General features: G+C 64.9%; 18 protein-coding genes. 8 read left to right on the top strand and 10 right to left on the bottom strand.

Annotated elements, in window-relative coordinates:
• From JHC57_RS14125 to JHC57_RS14100, 6 genes are all read left to right on the top strand, one after another.
• The coding region (locus JHC57_RS14125) for an OmpA family protein (protein WP_294030726.1) at positions 1 to 390 on the top strand (390 nt) is incomplete at its 5' end.
• Positions 391 to 1388: 998 nt separating this feature from the next.
• Positions 1389 to 1652 (top strand): GlsB/YeaQ/YmgE family stress response membrane protein, encoded by a 264-nt coding sequence (locus JHC57_RS14120; RefSeq protein WP_294030724.1) that lies wholly within the window; start codon positions 1389 to 1391, stop codon positions 1650 to 1652.
• Between the two features lie 117 nt (positions 1653 to 1769).
• A complete protein-coding gene (locus JHC57_RS14115) occupies positions 1770 to 2039 on the top strand; it encodes a GlsB/YeaQ/YmgE family stress response membrane protein (RefSeq protein WP_037555525.1) in 270 nt (89 codons plus the stop codon).
• A 306-nt stretch (positions 2040 to 2345) separates the two neighbouring features.
• Positions 2346 to 3512 (top strand): efflux RND transporter periplasmic adaptor subunit, encoded by a 1167-nt coding sequence (locus tag JHC57_RS14110; RefSeq protein WP_294030727.1) that lies wholly within the window; start codon positions 2346 to 2348, stop codon positions 3510 to 3512.
• Positions 3513 to 3560: 48 nt separating this feature from the next.
• The gene (locus JHC57_RS14105) at positions 3561 to 6977 is read left to right on the top strand and encodes an efflux RND transporter permease subunit (RefSeq protein WP_294030722.1); all 3417 of its coding nucleotides are present in this window, start codon (positions 3561 to 3563) and stop codon (positions 6975 to 6977) included.
• Positions 6978 to 7047: 70 nt separating this feature from the next.
• Positions 7048 to 8313 (top strand): DUF445 domain-containing protein, encoded by a 1266-nt coding sequence (locus tag JHC57_RS14100; protein WP_294030721.1) that lies wholly within the window; start codon positions 7048 to 7050, stop codon positions 8311 to 8313.
• Between the two features lie 82 nt (positions 8314 to 8395).
• Here the strand turns inward: JHC57_RS14100 and JHC57_RS14095 are convergent, their stop codons facing one another.
• Positions 8396 to 9187 (bottom strand): SDR family NAD(P)-dependent oxidoreductase, encoded by a 792-nt coding sequence (locus JHC57_RS14095; protein ID WP_294030719.1) that lies wholly within the window; start codon positions 9185 to 9187, stop codon positions 8396 to 8398.
• A 46-nt stretch (positions 9188 to 9233) separates the two neighbouring features.
• Between JHC57_RS14095 and pepN the strand changes: the two genes are divergently transcribed.
• Entirely contained in the window at positions 9234 to 11831 is a 2598-nt protein-coding gene (pepN, locus tag JHC57_RS14090) for an aminopeptidase N (RefSeq protein WP_294030718.1), read from the top strand.
• A gap of 53 nt (positions 11832 to 11884) precedes the next feature.
• Here pepN and JHC57_RS14085 read toward each other — a convergent pair whose 3' ends face one another.
• From JHC57_RS14085 to JHC57_RS14065, 5 genes are all read right to left on the bottom strand, one after another.
• The gene (locus JHC57_RS14085; RefSeq protein ID WP_294030717.1) at positions 11885 to 12205 is read right to left on the bottom strand and encodes an SMR family transporter; all 321 of its coding nucleotides are present in this window, start codon (positions 12203 to 12205) and stop codon (positions 11885 to 11887) included.
• A gap of 137 nt (positions 12206 to 12342) precedes the next feature.
• On the bottom strand, positions 12343 to 12942 hold the full coding sequence (locus tag JHC57_RS14080) for an ABC-type transport auxiliary lipoprotein family protein (protein ID WP_294030716.1): 600 nt from the start codon (positions 12940 to 12942) through the stop codon (positions 12343 to 12345).
• Positions 12943 to 12950: 8 nt separating this feature from the next.
• A complete protein-coding gene (locus JHC57_RS14075) occupies positions 12951 to 13892 on the bottom strand; it encodes an MlaD family protein (RefSeq protein ID WP_294030715.1) in 942 nt (313 codons plus the stop codon).
• A 9-nt stretch (positions 13893 to 13901) separates the two neighbouring features.
• The gene (locus JHC57_RS14070) at positions 13902 to 14756 is read right to left on the bottom strand and encodes an ABC transporter ATP-binding protein (RefSeq protein WP_294030714.1); all 855 of its coding nucleotides are present in this window, start codon (positions 14754 to 14756) and stop codon (positions 13902 to 13904) included.
• A complete protein-coding gene (locus JHC57_RS14065) occupies positions 14756 to 15862 on the bottom strand; it encodes an ABC transporter permease (RefSeq protein WP_294030712.1) in 1107 nt (368 codons plus the stop codon). Before JHC57_RS14065 ends, JHC57_RS14070 begins: the two co-directional genes overlap by 1 nt.
• Before the next feature lie 102 nt (positions 15863 to 15964).
• Between JHC57_RS14065 and JHC57_RS14060 the strand changes: the two genes are divergently transcribed.
• On the top strand, positions 15965 to 16690 hold the full coding sequence (locus JHC57_RS14060) for an HAD-IB family hydrolase (RefSeq protein ID WP_294030711.1): 726 nt from the start codon (positions 15965 to 15967) through the stop codon (positions 16688 to 16690).
• On the opposite strand, the gene JHC57_RS14055 is transcribed toward JHC57_RS14060, so the two are convergent.
• From JHC57_RS14055 to JHC57_RS14040, 4 genes are all read right to left on the bottom strand, one after another.
• On the bottom strand, positions 16687 to 17979 hold the full coding sequence (locus JHC57_RS14055) for a cystathionine gamma-synthase family protein (protein ID WP_294030710.1): 1293 nt from the start codon (positions 17977 to 17979) through the stop codon (positions 16687 to 16689). The two genes, JHC57_RS14060 and JHC57_RS14055, sit on opposite strands and share 4 nt — an antisense overlap.
• A gap of 70 nt (positions 17980 to 18049) precedes the next feature.
• Positions 18050 to 19333 carry an MFS transporter gene (locus JHC57_RS14050; RefSeq protein ID WP_294030709.1) on the bottom strand — a complete coding sequence of 428 codons (1284 nt, stop codon included), beginning with the start codon at positions 19331 to 19333 and terminating at the stop codon, positions 18050 to 18052.
• Between the two features lie 18 nt (positions 19334 to 19351).
• A complete protein-coding gene (gene pgeF / locus JHC57_RS14045; RefSeq protein WP_294030708.1) occupies positions 19352 to 20113 on the bottom strand; it encodes a peptidoglycan editing factor PgeF in 762 nt (253 codons plus the stop codon).
• The gene (locus JHC57_RS14040; protein ID WP_294030706.1) at positions 20110 to 20628 is read right to left on the bottom strand and encodes a GNAT family N-acetyltransferase; all 519 of its coding nucleotides are present in this window, start codon (positions 20626 to 20628) and stop codon (positions 20110 to 20112) included. The genes pgeF and JHC57_RS14040 overlap by 4 nt, the downstream gene beginning before the upstream one ends.
• Positions 20629 to 20740 lie beyond the last annotated feature (112 nt).

The raw sequence follows: 20740 nt of genomic DNA, 5'->3' as shown, positions 1-20740 counted from the left end.
GACGCGGCTGGAACGGCCACCGCCACAGCCATTCCGGAAGGCGCGGGCGTCGTTGCGGCGGACCGCGAAGGCAAGCCGATGCTGACGGTCTATTTCGATACGGGCAAATCGGAAGTGTCGAACGACCTGACGACCGCCGCCTCGTCGGTGAAGGCCTATCTCGACAGCAACGCCGCCGCGACGCTTGCGGTGTCTGGCTATAACGACCCTACGGGCAATGCGGCCGCGAATGCCGAACTCTCGAAGAACCGCGCGCAGAGCGTGAAAGCCGCGCTTGAGAAACTCGGCATCGCTGCGGAGCGGGTCGTGCTCGAGAAGCCGGCGGAGACAACGACGACCGGGACCGAGAATTCGGCGGCGCGCCGTGTCGAGGTGACGGTCAAGGGCTGATCATCTTCCGGCATACCGGATAACGGAGCGGGGCCTTCGGGTCCCGCTTTTGTATGAGGGGCGACCGAGTCGCGACTCGCGAGCGAGGCTCGTCATGTCCGAGGACGCCGATTCGGTTCGATACCCGAGTCCGAAAATGCTGCACCGCTGTTACAAAAATGCTGCGGTGAATCCGCTTGTTGCTAATGCCGGACTTATCCACAAGCGCAGGCGCTCCGCCGGGCATTATCGCGCATTTTTTGTTGGCGCCCCCCGTGCTTCATGTCAGCTTCAAATCATCGGACGACAGAGACGACGAACCACCGGGACATCAAGGGTAGTTGCAAGACTAGCCAGAAGAGAACGGACGGATTGGCGAGGAAATCGACCGGTAGCCTGGTCACGGAACGTAGCGATTCCCACGAGTTGATACGAACCCGATCGGGTACGGGAAATGCAGTCCATCGCTTGGACAGCGACTGTTTCGACAGACGCAAGAAGAGATGATGAAGGGCTTTCCAGGTGCGGCCGGCCCCCGAAAGGGGGCCGACCAAACCGTCGCCGGGTTGTTCCGGCGTGCGCCGCAACGCATCGTTTTGCGGACTGCCGATCGCAAGAGAGGCAGGACGGGATGAAGCGGGGCGGGAGCAAACGGGACAGAACCGGATAGTGGGGGTTGGCAGCGATGTCGGCCCCCATTTCGCATGCGCGCCGTTCGCGCCGGCATGACGATGCTCCGGCATGCCGGGCAAAACCCCTTCTCCGGTTTATTTTGTCACCTGTGATTTTCGTCACACCAGCGTCAAACGCGGCTGCTTAGTTGCGTCTTGCGACCCGGAGACGTTCCCGATCAGGAACCGATCCTCCCTTTCCCGGTCAGGCCCCGCTGGGCCGGCCGGGAACCTTTCTCTCCCGGACCGCATTGTTTCGATATCGCTGAAGCGATGTCCGGGCACGACCGGACGTTTCGATAATCGCCGGCCTCCGGCGCAGCCGGACCGGTTCAGGGAGGAAAAGTCATGAGCTTGATCATCACATTGATCGTCGGCGGCATCATCGGCTGGCTGGCGAGCATCGCCATGCGTACCGACGCGCAGCAGGGGATCATCCTGAATGTCGTCGTCGGCATCGTCGGGGCATTCCTCGGGAATTTTCTCGGCAGTTTTTTCGGCATGGGCGCCAGTCTCGACACCTTCAGCCCGATCGGGCTGCTCTGGGCCTTCATCGGTGCCGTGGTGCTGCTCGGGATAATCAATCTGGTCCGGCGCGGCAGCGTTCGCTGAACGGTGGGCGGCAGGGAAAATCACCCGCCGCCATTCCGCTAGGCGATATCAAATATTTGGGTTACCAATGTGATGCCTGCAGGGTCAGGCGCCAACAACGATCGTAGGGGTGATCTTATGACTTGGATTATCGCAATCATCATGGGCGGCATCATCGGCTGGCTGGCCAGCATCGTGATGCGCACCGACGCCCAGCAAGGTATCTTCCTCAACATCATCGTCGGCTGCATCGGGTCGATCCTTGGCCGGTTCCTGTTCGGCAGCTTCCTTGGCGGCGGGCATTTGCGCGGCGACGCCTTCGATCCGATGACCTTGCTCACGGCCTTCATCGGCGCCGTGATCCTGCTCGGGATCGTCAATCTGGTGCGACGCGGCCGGGTTCGCTGACCGACCTCCGCCGGTTCGGCGCGAGCCGGCACAACAAGGGTGGCCGCCATGGGCGCGCCGCCCTTTTTTGTGTCCGCAGTCTCTGGAAATTGCATGGCAACGCGACTAAGAGCCCCGCTCCGGGGCGCGGGGACGGGGCGAAGTTTCGCCTCTTGCCAGTGGTGATATAATTAGGTAATACACCTCGTTGAGGAATGATCCTGTTGTGCGGGGTCGAGGGGATGGGCGCGCCGGCGTCCGCCGCAGCAGTATGCCGCGCAAGGCAGGGAGGGTTTCGGCGTGAATTACGAGCGGAAAGTGGATTCGATGGACAGTCTGGCGGGCACGCAAAGCTTTTATGAAGACGCCGACGACAGCCGGCGCAAACGCAGCTGGCTGATCATCGCGCTTGTGCTGATCGCGCTGGCGCTGGCCGCCACCTATTACGCCTTTACCAGCGGCAAGGCCGCGGCCGACGGCGAGGGTCAGGGCGCGGCGGCCATTCCGAACGTCACCGTCGTGATCCCCGGCCGCGTGTCGGTCGAGGCGGCGATCGCCGCCAACGGCACGATCGCGGCGCGCCGCGAAATGCCCGTCGGTGTCGCGGGCGAAGGCGGCGAGGTCGTTCGCGTTCTGGTCGAACCCGGCCAGTGGGTCGGCGCGGGTCAGACGCTCGCGGTGATCGACCGTTCGGTGCAGACCCAGCAGGCGGCCAGCCTGTCAGCCTCGATCCGCGTCGCGCAGGCTGACGCCGACCTGGCGCAGGCCGAACTTGAACGCGCGCAGGCGCTGGTCGGGCGCGGCTTCATTTCAAAGGCCGATATGGATCGCAAGCGCGCGACGCGCGACGCCGCCAACGCACGCGTTCGCGTCGCACAGGCGCAATATGCCGAGGCGACGGCGCGCAACGACCGTCTCAACATCGTCGCGCCGGCGGCGGGTCTCGTGCTGACGCGGCAGGTCGAGCTGGGCCAGATCGTCGGCGCGGGCAGCGGCGTGTTGTTCCGCATGGCGCGCGGTGGCGAGATGGAAATGCTCGCGCAGATGGCCGAGGCCGACCTCGCACGCGTCAAGGTCGGTACGCGCGCGACGGTCACGCCCGTCGGGACGGACGTCCGCATCGCGGGGCAGGTCTGGCAGGTGGCGCCCGTCGTCGACATGGACACACGCCAGGGCACGGTGCGTATCGCCGTTCCCTATTCGTCGGCGCTGCGCCCCGGCGGTTTCGCCGACGCGCGTCTCGTCGCGGGCACCGCCGAAGCGCCGCTGCTTCCCGAAAGTGCCGTGCAGAGCGGCCCCGAAGGAAATTATGTGCTGATCGTCGATGGCAACAATATCATCAAGCGGCAGCCGGTGAAGGTCGGCACGGTCACCGACAGCGGCGTGTCGATCGCTTCGGGCCTGACCGGCAACGAGCGGGTCGTCGCGCTGGCGGGCGCCTTCCTCAACCCCGGCGACAAGGTGAAGCCGGTGGTGCAGAAATCGTCGCGATAACCGGCCAAGTGGCGCGCATAGGGTTTTAGTGCACAAGGGCGTTTGATCATGAGCTTTCGCAACATTTCCGCCTGGTGCATCCGCAATCCGGTGCCGCCGATCGTGCTGTTCATCCTGTTGCTGCTGGCGGGCCTCGTCAGCTTCAACCGGATGGACGTCAACGACAATCCCGACGTCGAATTCCCGATGGTGCAGGTCGTCGTCGTCCAGCCCGGCGCGGCGCCGTCCGAGCTCGAGACGCAGGTGACCCAGCGCATCGAGGCCGCGGTGCGGGCCGTCAGCGGCGTCGACGAGCTTTCGTCCTATGTCGGTGAAGGCAACAGCCGGACGATGGTGCAGTTCGCGATCGGCACCCCGATCGACCGCGCCTATAACGACGTCAACCAGGCGGTGCAGCAAATCCGTAGCGACCTGCCCGAGGGGATTCTCGAACCGCAGGTCGTACGGGTCGACGCGGCGGGCGGGCCGATCACCTATTTCGCGGTCGAAACGTCGGACATGACGCTCGAACAGTTGAGCTGGTTCGTCGACAATACGGTCGCGAAGGAACTGCTGTCGATCCAGGGCATGGCAAAGGTCAGCCGGTCGGGCGGCGTCAATCGCGAGATCCGCGTGATCCTCGATCCCGCGCGCATGCAAAGCTATGGCCTCACCGCGAGTCAGGTGAACCAGCAACTCCGCCAGGTGAACGTCAACGCCGCGGGCGGGCGCACCGAAATCGCCGGATCCGAACAGGCCGTGCGCGTGCTGGGCAATGCCGAAAACGCCTTCCAGCTCGGCGAGACGCGCATTTCGATCGGCAATGGCCGCACGATCCGCCTCGCCGATGTCGCCAAGGTCAGCGACGGCTATGCCGAACAGCGCAACCTCGCCAAGATCGAGGGCAAGCAGGTGCTGTCCTTCTCGATCGAGAAGGCGAAGGGCGCATCGGACGTCACGATCCACGACGAGACGATGAAGAAGCTCGACGAGATCAAAAAGGCGAACCCGCAGGTCGAATTCAAGATCCTCTTCACGCGCACCGAATATACGAAGGAACAATATCGCAGTTCGATGCTCGCGATGATCGAGGGCGCGGTGCTCGCCGTCGTCGTCGTCTTCCTCTTCCTGCGCGACTGGCGCGCGACGCTGATCAGCGCTCTCGCGATCCCGCTGTCGGCGATCCCGACCTTCTGGTTCATGGACATGATGGGCTTTTCGCTGAACAGCCTGTCATTGCTCGCGCTGAGCCTCGTCGCCGGCGTGCTCGTCGATGACGCGATCGTCGAGATCGAGAATATCGTCCGGCATATGCGCATGGGCAAGACCGCCTATCAGGCGTCGATCGACGCCGCCGACGAAATCGGCCTTGCGGTCGTCGCGACCACCATGTCGATCGTCGCAGTCTTCCTGCCCGTCGCGCTGATGCCGGGCATCTCCGGCCAGTTCTTCATCCAGTTCGGTCTGACCGTCGTCTTCGCGGTGCTCGTCAGCCTTGCGGTCGCGCGCATGATAACGCCGATGATCGCCGCCTATTTCCTGTCGGCGCAGGGCGAGCAGGACCACGCCTCGGGTCCGTGGGTCGATCGCTACGAGAAGATCCTCGCGTGGACGCTCGACAACAGCAAGCATCACGCCGTGCGTGCGCGCTACGAGGCGCACCCGACGAAGCTCGCTTATGTCGCAGTGCCGCTGGTGCTTGCCGGCCTGTCGGTCCTCTATGCGATCTACGCCTATTTCCAGCCGGTGCCGGTGGGGCAGGACAAGCCCAATACGGCTATGTACTTCATGCTCAAGACGCCGTTCGAAGCCATCTTCACCTATCTTGCCGCTGGCCTGCTTGCCATCATGCTGGGAGCGATCGCCTATGCGATGGGAGCAAGGAATTTTGGCTTTACCAACTGGGCGATATTCATGGTCCGGCGTGCTTGGGCGCGCCTGTTCGACCATCGCGTCTGGATCGTCGGCATAGGCGCCCTTTCGCTGGCGCTCAGCGTTGTCCTGCTGATGGTCCTGCCGCAGCAGTTCCAGCCGACGATCAACAGCGATTACAGCCAGATCCGATATGAGCTGCCGCCGGGTTCGACGCTGGCGCAGAGCGAGCATATCTCGAACCAGATCAACGCGATCCTGTCGAAGGACAAGAATGTCGAGAACGCCTTCTATGAGGTGAATGTCAACGACGGCGGCGTCTATATCACGCTGAAAAAGAGCCGCGAGGTCACCAGCGTCGAATGGGAGCGCAGCCTGCAGCCGCAGATGGCGGCGATCCCCGACGCACGCGTGACCTTCCAGAGCCAATCGGGCGGTTTTTCGGGCCGCGACATGACGATGGTCATCGGCGGCGACGATCCGGTCGCACTCGAAAAGCATGCGCGTCTGATCGTGTCGCAGATGGAGAAGCTGAAGGAAGTGCGCGCGCCGCGGATCGAGGGCGACATTCCGCGTCCCGAAATCATCGTGACCCCGCGCCTCGACCTCGCCGCCGAACTCGGCGTGACGACCTCGGCGCTCAGTCAGACGATCCGCATCGCGACGCTGGGCGACATCGACCAGAATGCGGCCAAATTCTCGCTGTCGGATCGCCAGATCCCGATCCGCGTGCTGCTGTCCGAAGATTCGCGCCGCAGCCTTGCGACAATCGAGAATCTGCCGGTGCCGACCGCGCGCGGGACGACGGTGCCGCTGAAGTCGGTCGCGTCGATCGGATTTGGCGCCGGCCCCACCGAACTGCGCCGTTACAACCAGACACGACGCATCGTGATCGGCGCCGATCTTGCGCCGGGGCTGGTCACCGGCGACGCGCAGAAGAAGATCGACGCGCTGCCCGCGGTCAAGACGATGCCGCAGGGTATCCGCAAGGTCATCCAGGGCGATGCCAAGTGGCAGGCCGAACTGATCACCAACTTCATGATCGCGGTCGTGTCGGGGCTGCTGCTCGTCTTCTCGACGCTGGTGCTGCTCTACCGCCGCTTCCTGTCGCCGCTGGTCAACATGTCGTCGCTGTTGCTCGCGCCGCTGGGCGGACTGCTCGGTCTGTGGATCACGGGCATGGAAGTCTCGATGCCGGTCTATATCGGTCTCCTCATGCTGCTCGGCATCGTTGCGAAAAACTCGATCCTGCTCGTCGACTTCGCGATCGAGGAGATGGATCATGGCGTCGAGAAAAAGGCCGCGCTGCTCGATGCCGGACGCAAGCGTGCCCAGCCGATCGTCATGACGACGGTCGCGATGGTCGCGGGCATGGTTCCGACCGCGCTGTCGCTGTCGGGCGACGGCGCGTGGCGCCAGCCGATGGGCGTCGTCGTGATCGGCGGTCTGATCCTGTCGACGCTGCTGACGTTGCTGATCGTGCCGGCGGGCTTCAGTCTGGCCGACAGCATCGAAAAACGCCTCGGCCGCTTTTTCTCGAGCAATCTGCTCACCTACAGGAAGGGCGACGATACCAGGCCGCACGGGGAGCCGGCACCGCATCCGGCCGAATGATGGGGATCGACCGGCGCGGCAAGCGACTGCGCCGGTTGCAACCTTTGCGGCATTTCGCCATTTGGTTCGCATGACCGACCGCACGCTCTCCCGGCCGATCGGCGTCGCGATTCAGGCGCGGGGATCGAACATCCGCGTCGTCGCGACCGGTATGCTCGTCGCCATGGCGATCGTCTTCGTCGGCGCCAAATATTATCAGGACGTCCACCCCGCGGTCGGCTTCGTCCGTGCCTTTGCCGAGGCGGCGATGGTCGGCGGGCTCGCCGACTGGTTCGCCGTCACCGCGCTGTTCCGTCATCCGATGGGGCTGCCGATCCCGCACACAGCCATCGTCCCGCGCAACAAGAACCGCATCGGCGACACGCTCGCGCGTTTCCTGCTCACCAATTTCCTGTTGCCGCGGCTGATCGCACGCAAGATGCAGACGGTCGATGTCGCCGGCGCGGTCGGCAAATTCCTGTCCGAACCCGCCGAAGGCGGCGGACGTCTGCGGCTCGGCGCGTCGCGGATCATCGCCGACGGGCTCGGCGCGCTCGACCAGCAACGGCTTGGCGGCATGGTCAAATCGGCGATCGCCGACCGCCTGCGCGAACTCGACGTCGCGCCGCTGCTCGGGCAGGCGCTCCAGGCCGCGCTCGCCGAAGGGCGGCACCAGCCGCTCCTCGATGCAATGGTCAAATGGGGATCGAAAACGCTCGAGCTCAACGAGCATCTGATCCACCAGATGGTGCACGACAATTCGAACGCGATCGTGCGCTTCACCGGGCTCGACGAAAGCATCTCGAACCGCATCGTCGCGGGCCTGTCGAAGCTGCTCAGCGAGATGGCGGTCGACGAGACGCATCCCTTGCGTATCCGCGTCGAGGAAGGTCTCGCCAAGATGGCGCTTGACCTGCAGCACGACCCCGAGGTGAAAGCGAAGGTCGCGAAGGTTCGCGACGAGTTGCTGGAAAACAAGGCGGTCAAGCGCTGGCTCGACGGCCTGTGGGAGCAGGGGCGCAGCGCGCTGCTGAAGGCGGCCCGCAACCCCGACACGATGCTCGCGGGGCGGATCGGCGAACTCGTCACGCAGTTCGGCGCGATGCTGGGCGAAGATGCGGCGATCAAGCGCACACTCAACCGCTATGCGCGCCGTGCCGTCGTCGGCATGGTCGACAGCTATGGCGAGACGGCGCTCAAGCTGGTGTCGGACACGATTCGCGGCTGGGATGCGAAGACGATCACCGACCGGCTGGAGAATGCCGTTGGCGATGATCTGCAATATATCCGCATCAACGGCACGCTCGTCGGCGGGCTGGTCGGCGTGCTGATCCACACGGTGGATGTGTTGATCTGATCCGTCGCCCCCGCGGAGGCGGGGGCCGCTGGCAACCTTGCACTATCCCGGTAGCGGCCCCCCGCCTTCGCGGGGGCGACGATTATGAGCAGGCCGCCAACCCCTCCCGAAACGTCGGATATTGCAGCGTCCATCCGAGCAGCCGCTTCGCCTTGCCGTTCGCGACGCGGCGGTTCTCTGCATAGAAGGCGCGCGCGGTGGGCGACAGACCGGCTTCGTCGAGTGTCCGGAGCGGCGGTATCGGGGCGCCGAGCAAAGCGCAGCCCCATTCGACGAGGCGGTTCTGGTGGCAGGGCTCATCGTCCGCGAGATTATAGGTTCCTGCCGGGCCCCGGAACGACGCGATGACGCCACTCGCGATATCGTCGATGTGGACGCGACTGAAGGCCTGGTCCGGCAGCGCGATCCGGTGGGCGCGCTTCTCGCGGATACGATCGAGGATCGAGCGGCCGGGGCCATAGATGCCGGGGAGGCGGAAGATACGGACGTCGCCGCGCAGCGCCGCCCATGCGGCGTCGGCGGCATTACGGTCGGTACGTCGGCCTTTGACCGGCGCGCCTTCGTCGACCCATGCGCCGCCGGTATCGCCATAGATGCCGGTCGAGGAGAGATAGCCGGTCCATGTCGCGGGGGCGAGGGCGACAGCTTCGCCATAGCGCGAGAGGACCGGATCATGGCCGTCGACCGGCGGTACCGAGGACAGGATATGCGTCGCATCGCGAAGTGCGGTCCGGATGGTAGCTTCGTCGCCGAATGCGACGCTGTCCCCGCGGCCATCGCGCGTCGTTCCCGTGACGTCCCACCCGCGTGCACGAAGGCGGCCGGCGAGGTGGCTCGCCGCATAGCCCATTCCGAAAATCAGCATATGTGCCATCGCGCGCCTTATTGCGCGTCCGTCGCGCTGTGCCTAGATCGATCGGATGACCGACGTCTCTTCCACGCCCGCCACCCCCGTCACCATCCACCGCGGCGACTATCGCCCGCCCGAATGGCAGGTTCCCGACATCGCGCTCGATTTCGCGCTCGGGACCGACACGACGAAGGTTCGCGCGGCGCTCTCGGTCGTGCGTCATGCCGATGCCCCCGCGCCGCTGGTGCTGCGCGGCGACGGGCTGACTCCCGCGGCAGTGCGCGTCGATGGCGAAGGCTGGAACGACTGGCGCATGGATGGCGGCGACCTTGTCGTCGACCTCGGCGAGAGGACCGCCGCGACGGTCGAGGTCGAGACGGCGATCAACCCGGCGACGAACACCCAGTTGATGGGGCTTTACGCCTCGAACGGCATGCTCTGCACACAGTGCGAAGCCGAAGGCTTTCGCCGCATCACCTTCCACCCCGACCGGCCCGACGTGCTCAGCCGTTACAGGGTCCGCATGAAGGGCGACAAGGCGGCCTTCCCGATTCTGCTCTCGAACGGCAATTGTATCGAGCAGGGCGAGGAGGGGCGCGATCATTGGGCGCTGTGGGAGGATCCCTGGCCGAAGCCGTCCTATCTCTTTGCGCTCGTCGCGGGCGATCTCGTCGTCAATCGCGACGAGTTCGTCACCATGTCGGGGCGCAAGGTCGAACTTGGCATCTGGGTGCGCGATGGCGACCAAGAGCGCACCGGCCACGCGATGGACGCGCTCAAGAACAGCATGAAATGGGACGAAGAGGTCTATGGCCGCGAATATGACCTCGACCTGTTCAACATCGTCGCGGTCGGCGACTTCAATATGGGGGCGATGGAGAACAAGGGGCTGAACATCTTCAACACCCGCTACATCCTCGCGGATCCAGATACCGCTACCGACCTCGATTACGACGGCGTCGAGGGCGTCGTCGCGCATGAATATTTCCACAACTGGTCCGGCAATCGCGTGACCTGTCGCGACTGGTTCCAGCTGAGCCTGAAAGAAGGCTTCACCGTCTTTCGCGACCAGAATTTCTCGGCCGACATGGGCTCGCCGCCGGTCAAGCGGATCGAGGACGTCCGTCTGCTTCGCGCCGCGCAATTTCCCGAGGATGCGGGACCGCTCGCGCATCCGATCCGCCCCGACAGCTTTCAGGAAATCTCGAACTTCTACACTGCGACCGTCTATAACAAGGGCGCCGAGATCATCCGCATGATGGCGACGATGGTCGGGCCCGAACGCTTTCGCAAGGGAACCGACCTCTATTTCGACCGCCACGACGGCGAGGCGGCGACGTGCGAGGATTTCGTCAAGGCGATCGAGGACGGCGCGGGCATCGACCTGACGCAATTTCGCCTGTGGTACAGTCAGGCGGGTACGCCGCGCATCACCGCGCGGATCGATACCGACGAGGCGACCGGCGATCGCACGCTATATCTGATGCAGGCCGTTCCGCCCACGCCGGGCCAGCCGGACAAGGCACCGATGCTGATCCCGCTGCGCATCAAGATATGGGATCTCGCCGGCGAGCATGGCGAGGAAGCCGAACGGCTCGTACTGCTCGACCGGCCCGAACTCGCCTTGCCGCTCGGCTCCTATCGCAGCCGGCCGATGCTTTCGATCAACCGCGGCTTCTCGGCGCCGGTGATTGTCGACTTCGCGCGCGAAGATGGCGAACTCGCCTGGCTCGCCGCGCACGATGACGATCCGTTCGCGCGCTATGAGGCGTTGCAGCAGCTGATGCTCGATACGCTCGTCGCCGCGGTGTCGGGCAAGGCGGCGGACAATCGCGCGGTGATCGAGGCCGTCGGGCAGACGCTGGCCGGGCGTTCCGGCGACCCGGCTTTCGTCGCCGAAGCGGTGCTGCTGCCGAGCGAAGCCTTTATCGGCGACCAGATGGTGACCGTCGATCCCGACGCGATCCGCCGCGAGCGGCTGGCGTTGCAGGCCGCGATCGGCAAGGCGCTCGAAACGGACTGGCGCGATATCCTCGGGGGCGACGCGCCCGCCGCGACCGACCTCTCGCGCGCTGCAAAAGGCGGCCGCCGCCTGCGTGGTGTGGCGCTCGCCTATCTTGCGGCGACCGGGGCCGACGATGCCTCTGCGATGGCCTTTCGCATCTTTTCCGACGCCGACGGGATGACCGGGCGTCAGGCGGCGCTCGCCACCTTGGCGCATGGCGACAGCGACGAACGGACGCACGCGCTCGATATCTTCTATCAGCGCTATCGCGACAACCCGCTCGTGCTCGACAAATGGTTTCAGGTTCAGGCGTGGTCGCTGCGTTCCGACACCGTCGCGGCTGTGAAGGAACTGGCGCAGCACCCCGACTTCACGCTGACGAATCCCAACCGCGTCCGTTCGCTCTATGGCGCGCTGACGGGTAATCAGGCCGCTTTTCATCAGGGCGACGGAGCTGGGTATAAACTCATCGCCGATCTCGTCATCGCGCTCGATCCGAAGAACCCGCAGACCGCGGCGCGGATGATCCCGCCGCTCGGCCGCTGGAAACGCTTCGACGAGGGGCGGCAGGCGCTGATGAAGGCCGAGCTCGAACGGATTCTTGCGCAGCCGGGCCTGTCGCGCGACGTGACCGAGCAGGCGTCGAAAAGCCTGCTGGGCTGACGTCCGTTTTGGGGGATGAGAGAGGCTTGCGGCCGCCGCCCCTCGCGACCCGGTCAATTGGCCGAAAACAGCTTCGTTCCGACGACACCGATGACGATCAGCGTCATGAAGCCAATCTGGATCGGGTTTACCTTCTCGCCGAACAGGAAAATGCCACCGATGATGACGCCGATCGCCCCGAGCCCCGTCCAGATCGCATAGGCGGTTCCCGCCGAAATACCGCGCATGGCGAAGGCGAGCAGCGCCATGTTGAGGAAGCTGAGCGAGACGGGAACGACGGACGCCTGCCACGAACCGATCGTTGCGGCCCATTTGAGGCTCAGCGCCCAGACGATTTCGGTAAAGACGGCGATCGCGAGGATGACCCACGCCATGGCATGACCCTTTCAAGCTGGCGGGCTCGAAAGGAAGAGCGCAGCCGGAAACCCGGAAGAGGCTGCGCTGGTGCAGATGGTGTGAAGCCGTGGCCTCTAGAGCCGGCGATAGACAATGGCAATGGCAGATGCGGGGCTTAGCCGCCAAGCCACCCCGCGACATCGATGGCTACCTTGTTTGCAGCGCGCGTCAGCGCCTCTCCCACCGGCCTCGCCTCGACCTTCCCGCCGATCATCTCGCGCACCTCGAAGCGGCGCTGGGTGACGGTTTTGCCGCCAGCGGACACCAGCATTGCCTGATAGGCGACGACGGCCTCGTTCGAACGTGCGTCGACACCGAATTCCATCAGCTGCCCCGCGAGCTGCTCTCCGGGCGCGGTCAGATATTGCCCTTCGTCGAGCACGACGCGTGAGGTGCGCGCAGCGACGGTTTCGGACACGAGCCGCTGGAAGAGCCGCGACGGCGCTTCGACCCACTGGGCATCCTTCACATAGGTGACGCTCGCATCGTCCTGTTGCACCGGGATCCGCGTGGTACGCAGCTTTTGCGGTGCGGTCGGGATGAGGATCGTCAGTGTCGCGGCCTCGGCCGCGGTGCGGGCTGTCCCGGCTTGCGGCGCAGCGTCGGAATCGAGCGTCAGCAGGAAGGGCGGCGTCTTGCCGCCGAGCCCGATGCAGCCTGACAGCGCGACGGCCGCGATGACGGTCAGCAGCGGGGCGCGATATCTACGCATCATGGGTATCCTCATTCCTTGTAATCGGGCAGCTTGCTGCCGCCCAGAACCGCACCCGCGCCCTGCTGATCGAGCTTGTCGGTCAGGCTAGACAGCGAAGCGGAGGTGCGGCGCAGATCGCGGATCAGCGCATTGGCTTCGGGGATCGTCGTTTCGCTGAAGGTCTTGAGCCCTGGCCGCGCGTCGGCGATCGCTCCCTCGAGCGTCTTCATCGACTCGTTGGCGGAGGCGAGCGTATCGCGCAGGTTGCGCATCGCGGGGTCGACGTTGCGGTCGATCGTGCCTTGCGTTGCGGCGGCAAGGCTGCCGATCTGCTCCGCGGCCTGTCCCGCCTGCTGGATCGCGATGCGGGTGTCGGCGAGCGCGCGTTCGAGCGCGGGACCGTTGCGCGCCAGCGTTGCGGTCGTCGCTTCGACATTGTTCAGGATATTGGCGAAGCTTTCCTGATTCTTGTCGTTGGCGAGTTCGGCCAGGCGTTCGCTCAGCGTCGAGAGGCGCTGGAGCAATTGCGGCGCGGTGTTGAGCAATTCGCCGAGCCCGCCGACGCGTGTGGGGATCACCGGTTTGCCGGCGGGCCCCTTGTCGGCGATCGCCGGGGCGCCCTTGACCGCGCCGTCGAGAGAGATTTGCGACACACCGGTGAAGCCGACGCCTTCGAGCGCGGCGGTCGTTCCTTGCAGGATCGGCACGCCTTCGTTGACCTCGATACGCACGCGAACGAATTGCGGGTCGTCGGGCCACAGCGCGATCTCGCGTACCTGCCCGGCGGGCACACCCGAAAACTGCACCTGTGCACCCTTGTTCAGGCCATCGACCGACTGTTTGAAGAATATGTCATACTCGCGCTTGTCGCCGCCGCTGTCGTTCGCCAGCCAGACGACGAAAAAGGCGAGCGCCGCCGTGAAGAAGAGGACAAAAGCGCCGACGAGGACGTTGTTTGAGCGTGTTTCCATCAGCTGTTCCTATCGCGGCGTCGCGGTTTGGTTCCCGCTCGCCGCCGCACGGCCGCGTGGCCCGTTGAAATAATCCTGTATCCACGGATGCTCGGTGGCAAGCAGTTCCGGGATCGTGCCGACCGCGATCACCTTCTTTTCGGCCAGTACCGCGACACGGTCGCAGGTGGCATAAAGCGAGTCGAGGTCGTGGGTGATGAGGAAGACGGTAAGACCCATCGTGTCGGCCAGTTCACGGATCAGCTCGTCGAACTTCGCCGCGCCGATCGGGTCGAGCCCCGCGGTCGGTTCGTCGAGAAACAGCAGCGCGGGGTCGAGCGCGAGCGCACGGGCAAGCCCGGCGCGCTTGACCATCCCGCCCGACAGTTCGGCGGGATATTTCGGGCCGGCATCGGGCGGCAGCCCGACCATCGCGACCTTGTACGCCGCGATCTCGTCGAGCAGCCTTTGGTCGAGCCGCGGATAATATTCGCGCAGGGGGACCTGGATATTCTCGGCGACGCTCAGCGTCGAAAACAGCGCGCCGCCCTGGAACATCACGCCCCAGCGCCGGCGGAGATCGCGCGATTCCTCTTCGTTGGCGATCGTGTCGAGCGTCTTGCCATAGACTTCGATTTCGCCCGCGGTCGGTGTCTGGAGGCCGATGATCGAGCGCATCAGCACCGACTTGCCGGTGCCCGATCCGCCGACGACGCCGAGGATCTCGCCCGAACGGACGTCGAGGTTCAGATCCTCGTGAACCACGGCATCGCCGAACTGGTTCTTCAGGCCGCGGATGCAAATCGCCGTTTCGAACTTTTCGGGCCGCACCGCGTCGGCGGCGGCAAGCTCTTCCTTGAGTTCGTGATCGATCTCTTCGCCCATCAATTCCATCCCAGCGAAGAGAAGAAGACGGCGAACATCGCGTCGAGGACGATGACGAGGAAGATCGCGGCGACCACCGCCGATGTCGTGCGCTGGCCGACCTCCTCGGCATTCTGGCGCACCTGCATGCCTTCATAACAGCCGGTGACGCCGATCAATATGCCGAACACCGGTGCCTTGATCAGCATGATGTAAAAATCGGTCATCGGAATGATTTCGCGCAGCCGCTGGATATAGGTGAGCGGCGGGATGTCGAGCCCGACCCAGACAAAGGCGCCGCCGCCCGCGATCGCGCACAGGCTGGCGTAGAAACCGAGCAGCGGCATGGTGATCGTCGACGCGGCGACGCGCGGCAGCACGATCGCCTCCATCGGCGATACGCCGATCGTGCGCATCGCATCGACCTCCTCGGTCAGCTTCATCGTGCCGATCTGCGCGGCGAACGCCGAACCCGAACGGCCGGCGACCATGATCGCGGTCATCAGCAGGCCGAGTTCGCGGATCGAGGCGCGGCCGACGAGGTTGATCGTGAACACCTCCAGCCCGAATTGCTCCAACTGCACCGCGCCCTGCTGCGCGATGACGATACCGATCAGGAAGCTCATCAACCCGATGATCGGCAGCGCGTCGACGCCGACGGTCTGGAAACGGGTGACGACGGCATTCCAGCGCAGTCGCCGCCGGGCGCGAATCTGATTGCCGAGCGCGACGATCATCGCGCCGAAAAATCCGACGATGCCCAGCAGTTCATGCCAGATCGCAACGCTGGCGGTGCCGACCTGTTCGAGCATTCGCGCCCACGCCGGGCGGCGATCGCGGTGAACGCGATATTCGCTCTTGTCGCTCGCGAGCGCTTCGAGCAAGCGCTCGGCTTCCGGGCTCGCGCCAACAATTTTCGAGCCATGTTCCTTGGCGGTGCGCGTGACGATCCAGGCGCCCACGGTATCGATCCGGTCGAGCGTCGACAGGTCGAGCGTCGCGATCGGCCCCAGCGCATCGAGCCGCGCAGGCAGATCGCCCAGCCGTGCGAGCGTCAGGCGGCCGGTGAAGCGAACTTCGGCGCCCTCGGCTCCGTCGCTATGTTCGAAATCCGCTCTGGCCACCATCGTGCGGGCGACATTGTATTATTTGCCAGGGCACGGCAAGCGAATCCATGGTGTGGGTGACCACCCCTTGGCCGCGATGGCGGGGCACACTAAAGAATAGCGATGGACGACCCGCTCACCACGCCGATCCCGGATTATGCGCATCGCGTCGCGATGTACGATATGGACCGGACGATAACGCGTTCAGGTACTTACAGCGGTTTCCTCATGCATGTTGCGCGCCGCCGTCAGCAATGGCGCCTCATGCTGCTGCCGCTCGTCGGGATTGCGGGCGCTGCCTATTCGCTGCGTCTGATCGACCGGTCGCGCCTGAAGGCGATCAACCTGCGGCTGCTCGTCGGCAAGCGGTTCCGCCGCGCCGAGATCGCGCCGCTCGCCGAAAGCTATGCCGACAAGGTCGTGGCGCGCGGGCTGCACTCCGCGGCGCTCGACCAGATCGCGGCCGACCGCGAGGCGGGATACCGGCTGCTGCTCGCGACGGCATCCTTCCATCTCTATGTCGACGCGATCGCGCGGCGGCTGGGGATCGACGACGTGCTTGCGACGCAGCTCGACGAACCCGACGGCGCCGACCATATCCATGCGCGTCTCGCCGGCGACAATTGCTATGGCGATGCGAAGTTCGCGCGCATCGCGGACTGGCTTGCCGCCAACGACATTACGCGCGAGGCGGCACATGTCCGCGCCTATTCGGACCATGTCTCCGACCATCCGATGCTGCATTTCGCCGACGAGGCGGTCGCGACGACGCCATCGCGCAAGCTGAAGCAGCTTGCGCCCAAGATGGGCTGGCAGGTCGTCGACTGGCGCGCGCGGCGCGGCCGTTAGACCGCGTCGAGCGCCTGCGCGAAGTCGGCGATCAGGTCGTCGGCGTCCTCGATCCCGATCGATACGCGTACCAGATTGTCGGTGATGCCGAGCGCCTTCTTGCGCTCATCCGGAACCGACAGGTGCGTCATTGCTGCGGGATGGCTCGCCAGCGTCTCGGTGCCGCCGAGGCTGACCGCGAGCTTGGCGATCTTGAGCGCGTCGAGGAAACGGAAACTCTCGGCCTCGCCGCCCTTGATGAACAGCGAGAAGGTCGAACCGGCGCCCGTGCAATGCCGGTCGTAGATATCCTTCTGCCGCGCGTCGCTGATGAAGCCGAGATAGCCGAGCCCATCAACCTTTGGATGATCGCGGAGAAAGGTGCACACCTTCAGCGCATTCTCGCCCGCGCGGCTCATGCGCAGTTCGAGGGTTTCGAGGCTGCGCAGCAGCATCCATGCGGTATTGGGATCGCAGATCGTGCCGATCGTGTTGCGCATCGGCCGGATTGCGTTGATCAGCGCCTGATCGCCCGACACACCGCCCGCGACAAGGTCTGAATGACCGCCCGCATATTTGGTGAGGCTGTAGACGATGAGTTCGGCACCCTGATTGAGGGGCTTCTGCCACAGCGGGCCGAGGAAGGTGTTGTCGATCGCGATCGCGGGCTTTTGCTCGTCGGTGAAGGCGGCGTCGCGCGCGGCGCGCACCGCTTCGACATCGACGAGCGCGTTGGTCGGGTTCGCGGGACTTTCGAGATAGACGAGCGCGACCTTGCCGCCCTTTTCGTCGGCGAGCGCCTTGGCGCGCGCGAGGATCGCATCGATTTCCTCGCGCGTCGCGCCGGCGGGGAAGTCGAGGAAGCTGATGCCGAAGCGCGACAGGATGCGTGCGATCAGCGTTTCGGTCGCGGCATAGAGCGGGCCCGAATGGACGATCACGTCATTCTGGCCGACGAGCGCGAGGAGCAGGGTCGCGATCGCCGACATGCCGCTCGAAAAGACGAGGCTGTCGTCGGCGCCGTCCCAGACGGCGAGCCGGTCCTCGAGGATTTCCTGGTTCGGGCCGTTGAAGCGCGAATAGACGAGGCCGTCGGCGGGCCCTTCGCGCTTGCCGGTGATATGTTCGAAGAAACGCTTGCCCGCGGCGGCGCTTTCGAACGCGAAGGTCGAGGTCAGGAAGATCGGCGGCTTCAGCGAGCCTTCGGACAGCATCGGGTCGTAGCCGAGTCCCATCATCAGCGTGGCGGGGTTGAGGTCGCGATCGCCGATTTTCCGGGTATTCGTCTTGGGTTTGCCGCGCATGGCCATGGGGGTGCTCCTGACAGGTATTGGAGCCCTCTACAGCAGGTTCGTTTCGGTTGAAACTATATTGCGCGGCTCAATCCTCGACGATCAGGCTGCGCTCTTTCGTCTCGGGAAGCAACAAGGTCGCGACGCCGGCCATCGCGATCACGAAGGCGACGTAGAAATAGAAGACGCGCTCGATCCCGGCATCCTTGAGCGCCAGTGCGACGATTTCGAGTGTGCCGGCGAACATCGCATTGCCGATCGCATAGGGCAGCGCCACGCCGAGCCCGCGGATATGCGCCGGGAACAGCTCGGCTTTCACCAGTGCGTTGTTGGCGCTGTAGCCGCTTTGCAGCGTCAGCGGGATCATGACGAGCAGCGTCGCGACGTAGGGCGAGGTGACGGTCTCGAGCGTCATGAAGGTCGGTACCGCGACGATCGCACCGCCGATCCCGAAGAGCAGCAGCATCGGTTTGCGTCCGAACCTGTCCGCCAGCGCCCCGAACACCGGCTGCATCGCGGTGAACCACAACAGTGCGGCAGCGATGATGTAGGTCGCGGTCGCCTTGTCGAAGCCGACCGTGTTGAACAGGAATTTCTGCATGTAGCTGGTGTAGGTATAGGCCGCGAGCCCGCCGCCCGCCGACAGCATGCCGACGAGGATGCTTTCGCGGCGATGTTCCTTCCACAGCCGTTTCGCGGTCGAGACGGGGCGGTCGACCGCCTGATTCTCGAACGACGGCGTCTCGGCGAGGTTGCGGCGGAGCAGATAGACGCCGAGCGCGAGCAACGCGCCGATGACGAACGGGATGCGCCAGCCCCATGCCGTCAGTTCGGCTTCGGTCAGGAACGACTGCAGCACCACCGCGACGAAGATCGCGCAAAGCTGACCGCCGCAAAGCGTCATATATTGGAAGCTCGCCCAGAAACCGCGATTCTCCCTGGGCGCCATCTCGGACAAATAGGTCGCGCTCGCGCCATATTCGCCGCCGAGCGACAGGCCCTGCAACATGCGCGCGACGAGCAAGGTCGCGGGGCCGAGCAACCCGGCCGCAGCATAGGTCGGTGCGACCGCGATCAGCATCGATCCGCTGAACATGAGCGCGACCGACAGCGTCAGCCCCGCCTTGCGCCCGCGCGTGTCGGCGAAGCGCCCCATCACCCACGCGCCGATCGGGCGCATCACGAAGCCGACCGCGAAGATCGCCGCCGAGTTCAGCAACTGCGCGGTCGGATCGGCCTGCGGGAAAAAGACCGGGGCGAAATAGATGGCGAAGGCCGCATAGGCGAACCAGTCATACCATTCGACGAGATTGCCCATCGATCCGCCGACAATCGAAACCAGCCGTTTGCGCGGTATCGCGAGCGCCTTCATTCCGTCCCCTTTCGCGCGCTATTCGAGGCCGATCACCGACAGTTGGCGGCCATAGGTGTTTTCCCCTTTGTGGCACGCACGGCGATAGCTGAAATAGTCGTTGGCCTCGGCATAGGTGTCCTGCCCCCCGATGGCAATTCGCGTCACGCCCGCCGCTGCGAGGCGCGCCGCGACATAGGCGGCGATGTCGAACATCGCATGGCCGGGTTTGCCTGCGGCGAAGAAGCGCTCGTTCGCGGGGTCGTGGGCGACGAAGCGGTGCACGAAGCTATCGTCGACTTCATAGGAGGCGCGCGCGATGCATGGGCCGATCGCGGCGCCGATGTTCGTGCGGCTGGCGCCAAGGCTCTCCATCGCGTCAAGCGTCGCGTCGGTGACCCCGGCGAGTGCGCCCTTCCAGCCCGCGTGCGCCGCGCCGACAACCCCGGCCTCGCGGTCGGCAAGGAGGACGGGGACGCAGTCCGCGGTCAATATGCCAAGCAGGACGCCGGGCGTGCGCGTGGCGTGCGCGTCGGCTTCCGGCCGTGCGGTGGGATCGGTGTTCTTATCGACGATCACGCAGCGGTTGCCATGGACTTGATACAGGCCGGTGAGCATGGCGCCCGGCAGCACCGCATCGGCGACGCGCCGCCTGTTCTCGGCGATCAGCGCCGGATCGTCGCCTGAACCGAGGCCGCAATTGAGCGACGCGAGTTCGCCCGCCGATACCCCGCCGCGGCGTCCGAAGAAGCCGTGGGCTACCCCGTCGAGCGGCACGGCGGTAACGAAGGGCGCGGTCACAGGTCGAGCCTGAAGAAACGATCCTCGTCGATATGGTTGCCGACGCGGAATTCGTTGCGGCCGACATCGTAGAAACCATAGCGACGGTAAAAAGCCTGCGCGCGGTCATTCTCCGTGAAAACGGTGAGGTAAAGGATCGATGCCCGCTCGCGCGCCCAGGCAATGCCCCATTCCATCAGCGCGACCGCGACGCCAGTGCCCTTCGCGGCTTCGGCCACATAGAGCTGGTGCAGTTCGACGGCATCGTCCGTCGGTTGATGTTCGGGCAGCTCGAAATCAACCGGGCCCATCTTGATATAGCCTAGGATCGCGCCGGCTTCGCTGCGGACCAGCGCGATGTCATGATCATCGCTCGCGATCTGGGCGCGAACGCGGTCGGGCGGGTTCCAGCCAGCGAGGAAGGCGGAGAGGTCGGAGGGGTCATAGATATGGCCGAAGGTGTGGGTGAACGACCCGTTGGCAAAGGCCGCAATGGCTTCGGCGTCTCCGGTCCTCGCCAGCTGGATGGCGGTCATGCGACGTCTCCTGTGAATCCTGCGGGGGCGGGCCATCCCGGTGCGGTGACGGCCATCACCTTGAACAAGTCGCCCATCTCACCTGCTTCGACGAGGCGGTCGCGCTGACCTT

It is taken from the genome of Sphingopyxis sp. (assembly GCF_016463645.1).
Lineage (GTDB): Bacteria > Pseudomonadota > Alphaproteobacteria > Sphingomonadales > Sphingomonadaceae > Sphingopyxis.
Note: the sequence above shows the minus strand (reverse complement) of the source record. Positions and strands in the feature narration are given on the sequence as shown.